The organism is Streptomyces sp. SudanB52_2052, from assembly GCF_964272415.1.
Taxonomy (GTDB): Bacteria; Actinomycetota; Actinomycetes; order Streptomycetales; family Streptomycetaceae; genus Streptomyces; species Streptomyces olindensis.
Genome location: NZ_OZ186796.1, coordinates 1,002,828 through 1,019,448, shown reverse-complemented (window position 1 = coordinate 1,019,448; position 16,621 = coordinate 1,002,828). Strand labels below are relative to the sequence as shown.

Annotated in this window: 1 protein-coding gene; it reads right to left on the bottom strand. The window is 69.9% G+C overall.

Annotation, left to right across the window (positions count from 1 at the left end; all coding sequences use genetic code 11):
• Window positions 1-27: 27 nt before the first annotated feature.
• Window positions 28-16,590 carry an SDR family NAD(P)-dependent oxidoreductase gene (locus ACSUPV_RS04510; protein ID WP_436946957.1) on the bottom strand — a complete coding sequence of 5,521 codons (16,563 nt, stop codon included), beginning with the start codon at window positions 16,588-16,590 and terminating at the stop codon, window positions 28-30.
• Between the last annotated feature and the right edge of the window lie 31 nt (window positions 16,591-16,621).

The window sequence follows — 16,621 nt, the reverse complement described above, 5'->3', positions numbered from 1 at the left end:
ATGAGCCGCTGTGGATCTGGATCTGGATCAGGAAAGGTCGAGATCGCCGTCGATGAGATCGAAGAGTTCCTCATTGGACGCAGAACGGAGCTTTTCCTCGATGTCCTCGCCGTTTGTCGTCGGCCGCCCGTTCTCATTGAGACGAGAGAGCAGGGCCTGGAGTCGACGAGTCACCTTCGCGCGTCCGGGATCGTCCTCGGAACGCTCCGTCAACGCATGTTCGAGCCTGTCGATCTCGGCGAGGAACGCCGATTCGACCGAAACCTCGCCGACGCCGAGGGCTGCGCCGACGTACCGCGCCAAGTCGCTGGGCGTCGGGTAGTCAAAGATCAGGGTGGAGGTGAGACGCAGGGCGGTGGCCTCGGCGAGGCGGTTGCGGAGCTGCACCGCCGTGAGCGAGTCGAACCCCAGCTCGTTGAACGGACGTTGTGGGTCGATGGCTTCCGCCCCGCCGTGTCCGAGCACGGCGGCGACACCTGCGCAGACGACTTCGAGCACCAGCTTCTCCTGCAACTCCGGCGGCAGCGACCGCAGTCGGGTCGACAGGTCCGTGTCCGTCGGACGGGCCGCGGCGGTGGTGCGGCGGTTCGCCGGTGCCAGGTCGCGGAGGAGAGGGGAAATGTGGTCGGCGGTGCGGAGGGTGGCGAGGTTGAGGGGGACGCACATTTGGTGCGGCTGGCTGGTGGCCAGTGCGGTGTCGAGGAGGTGGAGGGCGTGGTCGGTTTCGAGGGGCCGGGTGCCGTGGGTGACTTTGTGGATGTGGGTGTCGGTGAGGTGGTGGGTGAGTTGGGTGGTGTGTTTCCAGTAGCCCCAGGCGAGGCTGGTGGCGGGTTGGCCGTGGTGGTGGCGGTGGTGGGCGAGGGCGTCGAGGTAGGTGTTGGCGGCGGCGTAGTTGGCTTGTCCGGGGTTGCCGAGGGTGCCGGCGGCTGAGGAGTAGAGGACGAAGGCGGCGAGGTTGTGGTGGCGGGTGGCGTGGTGGAGGTTCCAGGCGGCGTCGACCTTCGGGGCCAGCACCGGGTGGAGGCGGTCGGGGGTGAGGCTGGTGAGGGTGGTGTCGTCGAGGGTTCCGGCGGTGTGGATGACCGCGGTGAGGGGGTGCTCCTGCGGAACCGACGCGATCAGTTCCTCGACCGCCTGTGGGTCGGTGATGTCACAGGCCGCCAGCGTGACCTCGGCTCCCAGTGCCTCCAGCTCCTCGCGCAGCTCGGTGTGTTGGGGTGCGGTGCGGGAGGCCAGGAGCAGGTGCCTGACTCCGTGGGTGGTGATGAGGTGGTGTGCGGTGAGGGTGGCGAGTCCTCCGGTGCCGCCGGTGATGAGGACGGTGCCGTTGGGGTCCAGTGAATGCTGGGTGGGGTTGGTTGGTGTGGTGGTGCGGGTGAGGCGGGGTGTGAGGAGTTGGCCGTTGCGGTGGGCGAGTTGGGGTTCGCCGGTGGCTACGGTCTGGGTGAGGGTTGAGGTGTCTGTCGGGTCGTCGGTGTCGATGAGGTGGATGCGGTCGGGGTGTTCGTTCTGGGCGGTGCGGGTCAGGCCCCATAGGGGCGCGTGGGCCAGGTGGATGTCCTCCGCAGCGCTCGTGGCCACGGCGTGCCGGGTGACGACGACGAGCCGACGGTCCGTGGCGTCATTGGCGGCGAGCCACGACTGAAGGTGAGCGAGAAGAGCCTCGGACGCGGCGTGGGCGGCCGTCGGGCTCTCGGTGTCCTCGTCGACGTGCGGGATGTAGACGTCGACCTCATCTGGATCGACCTTTTGGCTGCCTGCCTCGGCAGGTTTCCAGGTCATGTGGAAGAGGCTGTTGCGGGTTGCCGCATCGGCGCTCTTGTGGAGCGTGGTGGGGTCGATCGGGCGGGTGGCCAGGGTGTTGACGGTGGCGACGGGTGTGCCGGTGGGGTCCCAGGCCTGGAGGGTGATGTCGTTGTCGGTGGTGGTGAGGGTGGCGCGTAGGTGGGTGGCGTCGGTGGCGTGGACGGTGACGCCGGTCCAGGCGAAGGGGAGTTGGGTTTCGCCGGTGGTTGTGGTGCGGGTGGCGAGGGGGTGGAGGGCGGCGTCGAGGAGGGCGGGGTGGATGGTGTGTCCGGCGGGATCGGCCGTCTGGGGCAGGGTGATCTCGGCGTGGAGGGTGCCGTCGGGCTGGGTCCAGGCTGCGGTGACGCCCTGGAAGGTGGGGCCGTACTCGTAGCCGGCCTCAGCCAGCCGGTTGTAGAGGTCGGCGATGTCGACGGGAGTGGCGTCCGTGGGTGGCCAGTGGGTCAGGGGCCGGGCCGGTTCATGAGTGGTGGTGAGGGTGCCGGTGGCGTGGCAGGTCCACGGTTCGGTGTCGTCGGGGCGGGAGTGAATGGTGACGCTCCAGCCGTCGGTATCGGTGTCGGGGATGGCGGTGACTTGAAGGTCACGGCTCGCTGACTCGTCCAGGACGAGGGGTGCGTGAAGGGTCAGTTCATCCAAGTGGGCGGCGCCGCCGGCGTGGTCCCCGGCATGGAGAGTCAGGTCGACCAGAGCGGTCCCGGGCAACAGCACCGTTCCTGACACCGCGTGGTCGGCCAGCCAAGGGTGGGTCCTCAGGCTGATGCGTCCGGACAGGACTGTGTGGTGGGTGTCGGCGAGTTGGGTGGCTGTGCTGAGCAGTGGGTGTCCGGTGGTGGTGAGTCCCAGGTCGGTGGCGTCGGTGAGTTGGGTGGGTGCTTGGAGCCAGTAGGGCTGGTGTTGGAAGGGGTAGGTGGGCAGGTCGAGGTGGTGGGGGTGGGTGGGGAGGTGGGGTGTGAGGTCGACGCCGTGGTGGTGGGTGTGGAGGGTGGTGAGGGTGGTGAGGTGGGTGTGGGTTTCGTCGGGTTGGTGGCGGGTGGTGTGGGTGGTGGTGGGGAGGTGGGGGGTGAGGGTGGGGTGGGGTCCGAGTTCGGTGAAGAGGGTGATGTGTTCGGTTTCGGTGAGGTGGGTGATGCCTTGGTGGAAGTGGACGGGTTGGCGGATGTGGTGGGTCCAGTAGGTGGGGTCGTGGTGTTGGTGGGGGGTGGCGGGGGTGCCGGTGAGGTTGGAGATGACGGGGATGGTGGGGGTGCCGAGGGTGTGGCGGGCGAAGAGGTGGGTGAGGTGGGTGGTGAAGGTGTCGAGGATGGGTTCGGTGTGGGCGCTGTGGAAGGCGTGGGTGACGTTGAGGGGGCGGGTGCGGATGCCGGCTGCGGTGAGTTGGTGGGCGAGTTGGTTGAGGGCGGGGGTGGGTCCGGCGAGGGTGGTGGCGGTGGGTGAGTTGTAGGCGGCGATTTCTATGTGGGGGTGTTCGGTGAGGTGGGTGGTGAGGGTGTGGGGGTCGGTGAGGGCGGCGAGCATGCTGGTGCCGGGGGGGAGGGTGTGCAGGAGGTGGGCTCGGGTGGCGACCATGTCGGCGGCGAGTTCGAGGGGGAGGGTGCCGGTGAGGTGGGCGGCGGAGATTTCGCCGATGGAGTGGCCGATGAGGGCGTGGGGGGTTGCGCCGTGGGTTTGCAGGAGGCGGTAGGCGGCGGTGTGGTGGGCGAAGAGGGCGGGCTGGGTGTAGAGGGTGGTGTCCAGCAGGGTGGCGAGTTCACTGCCTGGTTCGGCGAAGAGAACGTCTCGTAGGGGTGTGTCGAGGTGGGGGTCGAGGGCTGCGCACACGTCGTCCAGGGCGCGGGCGTAGGCGGGGAAGGTCTGGTAGAGCTGGGCCCCCATGCCGGGGCGTTGGCTGCCCTGACCGGAGAACATGACCGCGAATCGGGCGGGTGTCGTGACGCGGCCGGGGGTGGTGATCAGGGCCGGGTGGTCCCGGCCGGCGGCCAGGGCGGTGAGCGCGGCTCGGAGTGTGGCGCGGTCGGCGGTGACGATGCCCGCGCGGTGTTCGAGTTTGGCCCGGCCCGACCAGAGTCGGGCGGCCACGGAACCGGTGTCCACCTCGGGATGGTCGTCCAGGAAGGAGCCGAGTCGGTCGGCGGACTGGGCCAGGGCGGCGGCCGAACGGGCCGACAGCAGGACGGGTACCGGCCTCCCGTCCGGCTCTTCCTCCTGGACGGGCTGGGGGATGGGCTCCGTCGGCGGTTCTTCCAGGATCACGTGCGCGTTGGTGCCGCTGATGCCGAAGGAGGACACCGCGGCCCGGCGCGGACGGCCGGTGTCCGGCCACGGCCGTGACTCGGTCAGCAGGGCCAGTCGGCCGGTGTCCCAGTCCACGTGGCTGCTGGGCTGATCGACGTGCAGGGTCGGCGGCAGCGTTCCGTGTCGCATCGCTTCGATCATCTTGATGACGCCTGCGACGCCGGCTGCGGCTTGGGTGTGTCCGATGTTGGACTTGATGGAGCCGAGCCAGAGGGGGGTGTCGGTGGTGTGGGCTTGTCCGTAGGTGGCGAGCAGGGCTTGTGCTTCGATGGGGTCGCCGAGTGTGGTGCCGGTGCCGTGTGCTTCGACGGCGTCGATCTGGTCGGGGGTCAACTGGGCATTGGCGAGGGCTTGTTCGATGACGCGTTGCTGGGAGGGGCCGTTGGGGGCGGTCAGGCCGTTGGAGGCCCCGTCCTGATTCACGGCCGAGGACCGGAGAAGCGCGAGGACATGGTGCCCGTTGCGCTGTGCATCGGAGAGGCGTTCGAGGAGGACGAGACCGGCCCCTTCACCCCATCCCGTGCCGTCGGCCGCGTCGGCGAAGGGCTTGCAGCGGCCGTCGGGTGCCAGCCCCCGCTGCCGTGAGAACTCCAGGAAGGCGGACGGTGTGGACATCACGGTGACGCCGCCTGCGAGCGCCAGATCGCACTCGCCTTGGCGCAATGCCTGGGCGGCCAGATGCATGCTCACCAACGACGAGGAGCAGGCCGTGTCCACCGTCATGGCCGGGCCTTCCAACCCGAACGTGTACGCGACCCGCCCGGAGGCGACACTCGCCGCGCTGCCGTTGCCGAGGTAGCCCTCGAAGCCCTCGGGCGTCCGGTGCATCAGACGCGGGCCGTAATCCGCGTAGATGACTCCGGTGAAGACGCCGGTGTTGGTGCCCTTGAGGGTGGTGGGGTCGATGCCGGCGTGTTCGAAGGCTTCCCAGGCGGTTTCGAGGAGGAGGCGTTGCTGGGGGTCGGTGGCGAGGGCTTCGCGGGGGTTCATGTGGAAGAAGTCGGCGTCGAACTGGTCGGCGTCGTGGAGGAAGGCGCCGTGGCGTGTGTAGGTCTTGCCGGTGGCGTCCGGGTCGGGGTCGTAGAGGCCCTCCAGGTCCCAGCCACGATTGGTCGGGAAGCCGGAGATGGCGTCCCTGCCCGCGGCGACCAGACGCCAGAGGTCTTCGGCCGTGCTGATGCCGCCGGGGTAGCGGCAGGCGGTGGCGACGATGGCGATGGGGTCGTGGGTGGTGGGTGGGGTGTGGCTGGTGGTTGTGGTCTTGGTTTGGGTGGGGGTGTTGAGGAGGTGGGTGAGGAGGTGGGTGGTGAGGGTGTGGGGGGTGGGGTGGTCGAAGATCAGGGTGGCGGGCAGGCGCAGGGTGGTTGCGTTGGTGAGGCGGTTGCGGAGTTCGACGGCGGTGAGGGAGTCGAAGCCGAGTTCTTTGAAGGGGCGTTGGGGGTCGATGGCGTCGGGGGTGTTGTGGCCGAGGACGGCGGCGACGTTGCTGCGGACCAGGTCGAGGAGGCGGTGGTGGCGGTCGGTGTCGGGCAGTGCGGCCAGTTCCTGGGTGAGGGTGCTGGCGGTGGTGGGGGAGTGGGTGGCGGCGTGGCGTCGGCTGGTGCGGGGGGTGAGGTCGCGCAGTAGTGCGGGGACGGTGTCGGTGGTGCGCAGTGTGCTGGGGTTGAGGGGCAGGCAGAGTTGGTGCGGCTGGCTGGTGGCCAGTGCGGTGTCGAACAGGTGCAGGGCGTGGTCGGTTTCCAGGGGCCGGGTGCCGTGGGTGATTTTGCGGACTTCGCTGCCGGTGAGGTGGTGGGTGAGGCCGGTGGTGTGTTTCCAGTAGCCCCAGGCGAGGCTGGTGGCGGGTTGGCCGTGGTGGTGGCGGTGGTGGGCGAGGGCGTCGAGGTAGGTGTTGGCGGCGGCGTAGTTGGCTTGTCCGGGGTTGCCGAGGGTGCCGGCGGCTGAGGAGTAGAGGACGAAGGCGGCGAGGTTGTGGTGGCGGGTGGCCTGGTGGAGGTTCCAGGCGGCGTCGACCTTCGGGGCCAGCACCGGGTGGAGGCGGTCGGGGGTGAGGCTGGTGAGGGTGGTGTCGTCGAGGGCTCCGGCGGTGTGGATGACCGCGGTGAGCGGGTGCTCCTGCGGAACCGACGCGATCAGTTCCTCGACCGCCTGTGGGTCGGTGATGTCACATGCCGCCAGCGTGACCTCGGCTCCCAGTGCCTCCAGCTCCTCGCGCAGCTCGGTGTGTTGGGGTGCGGTGCGGGAGGCCAGGAGCAGGTGCCTGACCCCGTGGGTGGTGATGAGGTGGTGTGCGGTGAGGGTGGCGAGTCCTCCGGTGCCGCCGGTGATGAGGACGGTGCCGTTGGGGTCCAGTGAATGCTGGGTGGGGTTGGTTGGTGTGGTGGTGCGGGTGAGGCGGGGTGTGAGGAGTTGGCCGTTGCGGTGGGCGAGTTGGGGTTCGCCGGTGGCTACGGTCTGGGTGAGGGTTGAGGTGTCTGTCGGGTCGTCGGTGTCGATGAGGTGGATGCGGCCGGGGTGTTCGTTCTGGGCGGTGCGGGTCAGGCCCCACAGGGGCGCGTGGGCCAGGTGGATGTCCTCCGCAGCGCTCGTGGCCACGGCGTGCCGGGTGACGACGACGAGCCGACGGTCCGTGGCGTCATTGGCGGCGAGCCACGACTGAAGGTGAGCGAGAAGAGCTTCTGCCGCCGCGTGCGCGGCTGCCGGGCCGCGGTTTTCCAGGTCGACGAATGGGACCGCGTAGACATCGACTTCATCGGGGTCGACAACATCCTGGCTGCCTGTTTCGGCCGGCTTCCATGTGAGGTGGAAGAGGCTGTTGCGGGTTCCCGTGTTGAGGTTGTTGTGCAGGGTGGTGGGGTCGATCGGGCGGGTGGCCAGGGTGTTGACGGTGGCGACGGGTGCGCCGCTGGGGTCCCAGGCCTGGACGGTGATGTCGTTGTCGGTGGTGGTGAGGGTGACGCGCAGGTGGGTGGCGTCGGTGGCGTGGACGGTGACGCCGGTCCAGGCGAAGGGCAGTCGCAGTTCGTCGCTCGTGCCCGCAGTTGCGGCGAGGGGGTGGAGGGTTGCGTCGAGGAGGGCGGGGTGGATGGTGTGTCCGGCGGGATCGGCCGTCTGGGGCAGGGTGATCTCGGCGTGGAGGGTGCCGTCGGGCTGGGTCCAGGCTGCGGTGACGCCCTGGAAGGTGGGGCCGTACTCGTAGCCGCTGGCGGCGAGTCGGTCGTAGAGGTCGGAGACGTCGACCGGTCGTACTCCGGTGGGTGGCCAGTGGGTGAGGGGCTGGGCCTGCTCGTCGGCGGTGCTCAGTGTGCCGGTGGCGTGGCAGGTCCAGGGCTCGGTGTCGTCGGGGCGGGAGTGGATGGTGACGCTCCAGCCGTCGGCGTCGGGGACTGTCGCGACTTGGAGGTCGCGGCTCGCGGACTCGTCGAGGACGAGGGGTGCGTGGAGGGTGAGTTCGTCCAGGTGGGTGGCGCCGGTGTGGTCGCCTGCGTGGAGGGCGAGGTCGACGAGGGCGGTGCCGGGCAGCAGGACGGTTCCGGTGACGGCGTGGTCGGCGAGCCAGGGGTGGGTCTTGAGGCTGATGCGTCCGGACAGGACGGTGCTGTTGGTGTCGGCGAGCTGGGTGGCTGTGCTGAGCAGTGGATGGTCGACGGTGGTGAGTCCCAGGTCGGTGGCGTCGGTGAGTTGGGCGGGTGCTTGGAGCCAGTAGGGCTGGTGTTGGAAGGGGTAGGTGGGCAGATCCAGGTCGTGTTGCGGCCTGGAGGGCAGGTGGGGTGTGAGGTCGACGCCGTGGTGGTGCGTGTGGAGGGTGGTGAGGGTGCTCAGTAGTCGGGTGGTGGTGTCGTTGTGGCGGGTGAGGGTGGGGTAGTGGTGGGCGTCGGCGGGGTGTGTGGTGAGGGTGTCGGCGAGGGCTGCGGCCAGTACGGGGTGGGGGCTGGTCTCGATGAGGGTGTGGTGGCCGTCGTCGAGGAGTTTGAGTGCGGTGTCGTGGAAGTGGACGGGGTGGCGCAGGTTGTCGACCCAGTACGTGGCATCCAGCAGCCGCCCCTCCGGAAGTAGGCCGCCGGTGTGGGTGGAGTAGAAGGGGATGGCCGGCGGGGTCGGACGGATCTGTGCGCGGTCGGTGAGGTCGGTCAGGATCGTCTCGCGCAGGGCTTCGACGGCTGGGGTGTGGGAGGCGTAGTCGACGGGGATGAGCCGGGCCCGCACACCACGGCCCTGGTATTCCTCGACCAGTTCGGTCAGTGCGGTGGTCTCGCCGGCGAGGACGGTGGTGGCTGGTCCGTTGACGGCGGCCAGGTGCACCCCGTCGGGCAGGTCGGACAACTCGCCCGCGGGGAGCGGGAAGCTGGCCATGGTGCCGGTGCCGGCGAGCCGGGTCAGTGCTTGGGCGCGCAGGGTGACTACGGCGATGGCGTCGGGGAGGGTGAGTGCTCCGGCGATGTGGGCGGCGGCGATTTCGCCCTGGGAGTGGCCGATGACGGCGTCCGGTGTGATGCCGTGGTGCTCCAGCAGTCGGGCGATGCCGGTCATGACGGCGAACAGTGCGGGCTGGACGATGTCGACGCGGGCGAGGGCGTCTTCCTTGTCGCTGGTGAGGACGTCGAGCAGGTCCCAGTCGCACCAGCGGGCCAGTTCCTGCTGGCATGCGGCCAGGTGTGCGGCGAAGAGCGGCTCCTCGGCTGCCAGGCGGCTTCCCATGCCGGCCCATTGGGAGCCCTGGCCGGGGAAGACGAACGCGGTCCTGCCCGGTGCGGTGGTGCCCGGGCCGACGATGAGTGCCGGGTGGGCGTTGCCGTCTGTCAACGCCGCCAAAGCGGCCTGCAATTCACCCGCGTCTTCGGTGATGACCCCAGCGCGATGTTCCAGTTTTGCCCGCCCGTGCCACAGCCGTGCGGCCAGCGGACCGACCTCCACCTCCGGGTGGGATTCGACGAAGGCGGCCAGGTGGCCGGCGGCCTCGGCGAGGGCTTGGGGCGTCCGTGCGGAGAGGATCACCGGCACCGGCCCCGACTGCTCCTGCGGCGGCTCCGCCTCGGCGGGTTCCGGCGCCGCTTCCAGGATGACGTGCGCGTTCGTCCCGCTCATTCCGAACGACGACACCGCCGCCCGACGCGGTTCACCCGTCTCCGGCCAAGGCTGCGCCTCCGTCAACAGGGCGATATGGCCCGTCTCCCATTCCACGTGGGTCGAGGGCTGGTCCACATGCAGGGTCCGGGGGAGTCGGCCATGTCGGATGGCCTCGACCATCTTGATGACGCCTGCGACGCCGGCCGCGGCCTGGGTGTGGCCGATGTTGGACTTCACCGACCCCAGCCACAACGGCCGTTCCTCCGTGTGCTCCCGTCCGTACGTCGCCAGCAGGGCTTGTGCTTCGATGGGGTCGCCGAGTGTGGTGCCGGTGCCGTGTGCTTCGACGGCGTCGATCTGGCCGGGGGTCAACTGGGCGTTGGCGAGGGCTTGTTCGATGACGCGTTGCTGGGAGGGGCCGTTGGGGGCGGTCAGGCCGTTGGAGGCGCCGTCCTGGTTGATGGCTGATCCGCGGAGCACGGCCAGGACGGGGTGGCCGTTGCGCTGGGCGTCGGAGAGCCGCTCCAGGAGGATGAGTCCCGCGCCTTCGCCCCAGCCGGTGCCGTCGGCGGCGTCGGCGAAGGGCTTGCAGCGGCCGTCGGGTGCCAGTCCGCGCTGGCGGGAGAAGACCTGGAAGGTGCCCGGTGTGGCCATGATGGTGGCGCCGCCGGCCAGGGCCATGTCGCACTCGCCGTTGCGCAGCGCCTGGGCCGCCAGATGCAGGGCGACCAGGGACGAGGAGCAGGCCGTGTCCACCGTCATGGCCGGGCCTTCCAGACCGAACGTGTAGGCCACCCTGCCCGAGGCCACACTTCCCGAACTGCCCGTGGCGATGTAGCCCTCGAGCCCGTCCGGGTTCTGGTGGAGCCGCAGCAGGTAGTCCTGCGATATGACTCCGGTGAAGACGCCGGTGCTGGTGCCCTTGAGGGTGGTGGGGTCGATGCCGGCGTGTTCGAAGGCCTCCCAGGCGGTTTCCAGGAGGAGACGTTGCTGGGGGTCGGTGGCGAGGGCCTCGCGGGGGTTCATGTGGAAGAAGTCGGCGTCGAACTGGTCGGCGTCGTGGAGGAAGGCGCCGTGGCGTGTGTAGGTCTTGCCGGTGGCGTCCGGGTCGGGGTCGTAGAGGCCCTCCAGGTCCCAGCCACGATTGGTCGGAAGCTCGCCGACAGCGTCGATGCCCGCACTGACGAGGTCCCACAGCGCCTGCGCGTCGCGGACACCGCCGGGGTAGCGGCAGGCGGTGGCGACGATGGCGATGGGGTCGTGGGTGGTGGGTGGGGTGTGGCTGGTGGTTGTGGTCTTGGTTTGGGTGGGGGTGTTGAGGAGGTGGGTGAGGAGGTGGGTGGTGAGGGTGTGGGGGGTGGGGTGGTCGAAGATCAGGGTGGCGGGCAGGCGCAGGGTGGTTGCGTTGGTGAGGCGGTTGCGGAGTTCGACGGCGGTGAGGGAGTCGAAGCCGAGTTCTTTGAAGGGGCGTTGGGGGTCGATGGCGTCGGGGGTGTTGTGGCCGAGGACGGCGGCGACGTTGCTGCGGACCAGGTCGAGGAGGCGGTGGTGGCGGTCGGTGTCGGGCAGTGCGGCCAGTTCCTGGGTGAGGGTGCTGGCGGTGGTGGGGGAGTGGGTGGCGGCGTGGCGTCGGCTGGTGCGGGGGGTGAGGTCGCGCAGTAGTGCGGGGACGGTGTCGGTGCTGCGCAGTGTGCTGGGGTTGAGGGGCAGGCAGAGTTGGTGCGGCTGGCTGGTGGCCAGTGCGGTGTCGAACAGGTGGAGGGCGTGGTCGGTTTCCAGGGGCCGGGTGCCGTGGGTGATTTTGCGGACTTCGCTGTCGGTGAGGTGGTGGGTGAGGCCGGTGGTGTGTTTCCAGTAGCCCCAGGCGAGGCTGGTGGCGGGTTGGCCGTGGTGGTGGCGGTGGTGGGCGAGGGCGTCGAGGTAGGTGTTGGCGGCGGCGTAGTTGGCTTGTCCGGGGTTGCCGAGGGTGCCGGCGGCTGACGAATACAGGACGAAGGCGGCGAGGTTGTGGTGGCGGGTGGCCTGGTGGAGGTTCCAGGCGGCGTCGACCTTCGGGGCCAGCACCGGGTGGAGGCGGTCGGGGGTGAGGCTGGTGAGGGTGGTGTCGTCGAGGGCTCCGGCGGTGTGGATGACTGCGGTGAGGGGGTGGTCTTCGGGGATGGATGCGATGAGTTCCTCGACTGCCTGTGGGTCGGTGATGTCGCAGGCGGCGAGGGTGACCTCGGCTCCCAGTGCCTCCAGTTCGTCGCGGAGTTGGGTGTGTTGGGGTGCGGTGCGGGAGGCGAGGAGGAGGTGCCTGGTGCCGTGGGTGGTGATGAGGTGGTGTGCGGTGAGGGTGGCGAGTCCTCCGGTGCCGCCGGTGATGAGGACGGTGCCGTTGGGGTTGAGGGTTTGGGGGAGGGTGAGGATGAGTTTGCCGGTGTGGCGGGCTTGGCTGAGGTGGCGCAGGGCGTGTGGGGTGTGGCGGATGTCGAAGCAGGTGGTGGGAAGTGGTGTGAGGGCGCCTGTGTCGAAGAGTTCGGTGAGGGCCCTGAGCATCTCCTGGATGCGGTCGGGGCCTGCTTCGATGAGGTCGAAGTTCTGGTAGTGGGCTTGGTAGTCGGTGTGGATGGTTTGGGCATCGCGGATGTCGGTTTTGCCCATTTCGATGAAGCGTCCGCCGGGGTGGAGGAGGCGGAGGGTGGCGTCGGTGTATTCGTGGGCGAGGGCGTTGAGGGCGACGTGGATGCCGTGGTGGGGGGTGTGGGTGCGGAAGTGGTGTTCGAAGTCGAGGGTGCGGCTGGAGGCGATGTGGGTGGGGGTGAGGCCTTGTGCGGTGAGGAGGTGGTGTTTGGTGGGGTGGGCGGTGGCGTAGATGTCGGCGCCGGTGTGTTGGGCGAGTTGGAGTGCGGCTGAGCCGACTCCTCCGGTGGCGGCGTGGAGGAGGAGTGTTTCGCCGGGTTGGAGGTCGGCGAGGTCGTACAGCGCGTAGTAGGCGGTGAGGAAGGCGACGGGGACACCGGCCGCCGTGGTGTAGGACCAGCCCTCGGGCACACGAGTGACCAGGCGATGGTCGGTGACCGTCTGCGCGCCGGCGCCCTCGATGAAGACACCCATGACCCGATCTCCGACCGCCACGCCGGTGACGTCGTCGGCCACTTCTGTGACGATGCCGGCGCCTTCGCTGCCCAGTGGTGCTTCGCCGGGGTACATGCCCAGGGCGATGAGGGTGTCGCGGAAGTTCAGGCCGATGGCACGCACGTCGATCCGCACCTGGCCGCTGGTCAGGGCGGTGTCCCATTCGGGGGTGGGCCGGCAGGTGACCGCTTCGATGGTCCCTGTGGAACCGGGAGCCAGTTTCCACGTGCTCTCGGGCACGTCGAGTACGCCGTTGTCCTCGGCACGTTCCAGTCGAGGCACGAGCAACTGGCCGTGACGATGGGCGAGCTGGGGCTCGCCCGTCGCCAGGGCCGCGGCGATGAACGAGGTCTCTGTCGGATCGTCGGTGTCGATCACATGGATACGGCCGGGATTCTCGCTCTGTGCCGTGCGCACCAGACCCCACAAGGGCGCGTGAGCCAGGTGGATGTCCTCGGCGGGACCAGTGGCCACCGCGCGCCGAGTCAGGACCACCAGACGCCGCTCGGTGGCCTCGTTGGCGGCCAGCCAGGACTGCAGGTGAGTGAGGAGCGCCTCGGTCGTGGTGTGTGCGGCTGCCGGGCTCTGGTCTTCGGGGTCTGCGGGGGCCGCGTGGACGTCGACCTCCTCCAGATCCACGGCTTCCACCGCTTGAGTGCCTGTTTCGGCCGGCTTCCATGTGAGGTGGAAGAGGCTGTTGCGGGTTCCTGTGTTGAGGTTGTTGTGCAGGGTGGTGGGGTCGATCGGGCGGGTGGCCAGGGTGTTGACGGTGGCGACGGGTGCGCCGCTGGGGTCCCAGGCCTGCAGGGTGATGTCGTTGTCGGTGGTGGTGAGGGTGACGCGCAGGTGGGTGGCGTCGGTGGCGTGGACGGTGACGCCGGTCCAGGCGAAGGGCAGTCGCAGTTCGTCGCTCGTGCCCGCAGTTGCGGCGAGGGGGTGGAGGGTTGCGTCGAGGAGGGCGGGGTGGATGGTGTGTCCGGCGGGATCGGCCGTCTGGGGCAGGGTGATCTCGGTGTGGAGGGTGCCGTCGGGCTGGGTCCAGGCTGCGGTGACGCCCTGGAAGGTGGGGCCGTACTCGTAGCCGCTGGCGGCGAGTCGGTCGTAGAGGTCGGAGACGTCGACCGGTCGTGCTCCGGTGGGTGGCCAGTGGGTGAGGGGCTGGGCCTGCTGGTCGGCGGTGCTCAGTGTGCCGGTGGCGTGGCAGGTCCAGGGTTCGGTGTCGTCGGGGCGGGAGTGGATGGTGATGTGCCAGCCGTCGGCGTCGGGGACTGTCGCGACTTGGAGGTCGCGGCTCGCGGACTCGTCGAGGACGAGGGGTGCGTGGAGGGTGAGTTCGTCCAGGTGGGTGGCGCCGGTGTGGTCGCCTGCGTGGAGGGCGAGGTCGACGAGGGCGGTGCCGGGCAGGAGGGTGGTTCCGGTGACGGCGTGGTCGGCGAGCCAGGGGTGGGTCTTGAGGCTGATGCGTCCGGACAGGACGGTGCTGTTGGTGTCGGCGAGCTGGGTGGCCGTGCTGAGCAGTGGATGGTCGACGGTGGTCAGCCCGAGGTCGCCGGCGTCGGTCAGCTGCGTCGGTGTCTGGAGCCAGTAGGGCTGGTGCTGGAAGGGGTAGGTCGGCAGGTCCAGGCCCTGTTGCGGCGCGGAGGGCAGGTGCCGGGACAGGTCGACGCCGTGGTGATGTGCGTGCAGCGCCGCGAGGGTGCTCAGCAGCCGAACCGTCGTGTCGTTGTGGCGGGTCAGGGTGGGGTAGTGGTGGGCGTCCGCTGGATGCGTGGTCAGCGTGTCGGCGAGGGCCGCGGCCAGCACCGGGTGAGGGCTGGTCTCGATGAGGGTGTGGTGCCCGTCGTCGAGGAGTTTGAGTGCGGTGTCGTGGAAGTGCACCGGATGGCGCAGATTGTCGACCCAGTACGTGGCATCCAGCAGCCGCCCCTCCGGAAGTAGGCCGCCGGTGTGGGTGGAGTAGAAGGGGATGGCCGGCGGGGTCGGTTGGATCTGTGCGCGGTCGGTGAGGTCGGTCAGGATCGTTTCCCGCAGGGCTTCGACGGCCGGGGTGTGGGAGGCGTAGTCGACGGGGATGAGCCGGGCCCGCATACCACGGCCCTGGTACTCCTCGACCAGCTGCCTCAGCGCGGCGGTCTCGCCGGCCAGGACGGTGGTGGCCGGTCCGTTGACGGCGGCCAGGTGCACCCCGTCGGGCAGGTCGGTCAGTTCGTCGGCGGGCAGGGGGAAGCTGGCCATGGTGCCGGTGCCGGCGAGCCGGGTCAGTGCCTGGGCGCGCAGGGTGACTACGGCGATGGCGTCGGGGAGGGTGAGTGCTCCGGCGATGTGGGCGGCGGCGATTTCACCCTGGGAGTGGCCGATGACGGCGTCCGGTGTGATGCCGTGGTGCTCCAGCAGTCGGGCGATGCCGGTCATGACCGCGAACAGCGCGGGTTGCACCACATCCACCCTGGCCAGGGCATCCTCGTCCTGGGACGCGAGCACGTCCAGCAGGTCCCAGTCGCACCAGCGGGCGAGCTCCTCCTGGCATGCGGCCAGGTGCGCGGCGAAGAGAGGCTCCTCCGCTGCCAGCCGGTGTCCCATGCGCGTCCACTGCGAACCCTGCCCCGGGAAGACGAACGCGGTCCTGCCCGCCTCGGTCACGCCCGGGCCGACGACGAGTGCCGGGTGGGCGCTGCCGTCCGCAAGAGCGGTGAGGGCGTCACGTAGCTCACCGGCGTCATCGGTGACGATGCCGGCGCGGTGGTCCAGTTTCGCCCGTCCGTGCCACAGCCGTGCGGCCAGCGGACCGACCTCCACCTCCGGGTGGGCGTCCACGAACGCGGCCAGCCGCGCCGCCGTGTCGGCCAGTGCCTGTGGCGACCGGGCGGACACCACCAGCGGCACCGGCCCGGACTGCTCCTGCGGCGGCTCCGTCTCGGCGGGTTCCGGGGCCGCCTCCAGGATGACGTGCGCGTTCGTCCCGCTCATTCCGAACGACGACACCGCCGCCCGACGCGGTTCACCCGTCTCCGTCCAGGATCGGGTCTCCGTCAACAGGGCGACGGACCCGGCGCTCCAGTCGACGTGACTCGACGGACGGTCGACATGCAGGGTCGGCGGCAGCACCCCGTGCCGCATCGCCTGCACCATCTTGATCACGCCGGCCACACCCGCCGCCGCCTGGGTGTGGCCGATGTTGGACTTCACCGACCCGAGCCACAACGGCCGTTCCTCCGTGTGCTCCCGCCCGTACGTCGCCAGCAGGGCATGCGCCTCGATGGGGTCGCCGAGCGTGGTGCCCGTGCCGTGGGCCTCGACGACGTCCACCTGACCCGGCCGCAGCCGCGCGTTGCCCAGCGCCTGCTCGATCACCCTGCGCTGGGCGGGGCCGTTGGGGGCGGTCAGGCCGTTGGAGGCGCCGTCCTGGTTGACGGCCGAGCCGCGCAGCACCGCCAGGACGGGGTGGCCGTTGCGCTGGGCGTCGGAGAGGCGTTCCAGGAGCAGGAGTCCGACGCCCTCGCCCCAGCCGGTGCCGTCCGCCGCCTCGGCGAAGGCCTTGCAGCGGCCGTCCGCCGCCAGGCCCCGCTGGCGGGAGAAGACGGTGAAGGCGGACGGGCTGGTCATCACCGTGGCGCCGCCGGCGAGCGCGGCGTCGCACTCGTCGTTGCGCAGTGCCTGGATCGCCAGGTGCAGGGCGACGAGCGAGGACGAGCAGGCGGTGTCCACCGTCACGGCCGGGCCTTCGAGACCGAAGGCGTACGCGACCCGGCCCGAGGCCACACTGCCCGCACTGCCGGTGGCCGCGTAGCCCTCCAGATCGTCGGTCGCCCGGTACAGGCGCAGCAGATAGTCCTGGGAGTTGAGTCCCGCGAAGACGCCGGTCGCGGTTCCCTTCCTCCTGGTCGGGTCCAGGCCCGCCCGCTCGAACGCCTCCCACGCCGTCTCCAGCAGCAACCGCTGCTGCGGGTCCATGGCCAGTGCCTCGCGGGGCGAGATGCCGAAGAGGTCCGGATCGAAGCGGTCCGCTCCCTCCAGGAAAGCACCCCTGCGCGTGTAGCTCTTGCCGCCGGCGGCCGGGTCGGGGTCGTACAGGTCCTCCGCCCAGCCGCGGTCGGTGGGGAAGTCGGTGATCCCGTCGCGGCCTTCGGCCACGAGGTTCCACAGGTCCTCGGGCGAGCCGACCCCACCGGGGTAGCGGCAGGCCATCGAGACGATGGCGATGGGCTCCGTGGACTTCGACTCGACCTCGCTGAGGCGGCGGCGGGCCTGGCGGAGTTCCGCGGTCACCCACTTCAGGTTGTCCAGAAGCTTCTGCTCGTTCGTCATCGGCGCAAGCTCCTTGTCGAAGCGCGAAGAG

What these genes read in the sequence shown, in the direction of transcription:
- ACSUPV_RS04510 (WP_436946957.1), bottom strand. Translation starts at nt 16,590, where the DNA reads ATGACGAACGAGCAGAAGCTTCTGGACAACCTGAAGTGGGTGACCGCG.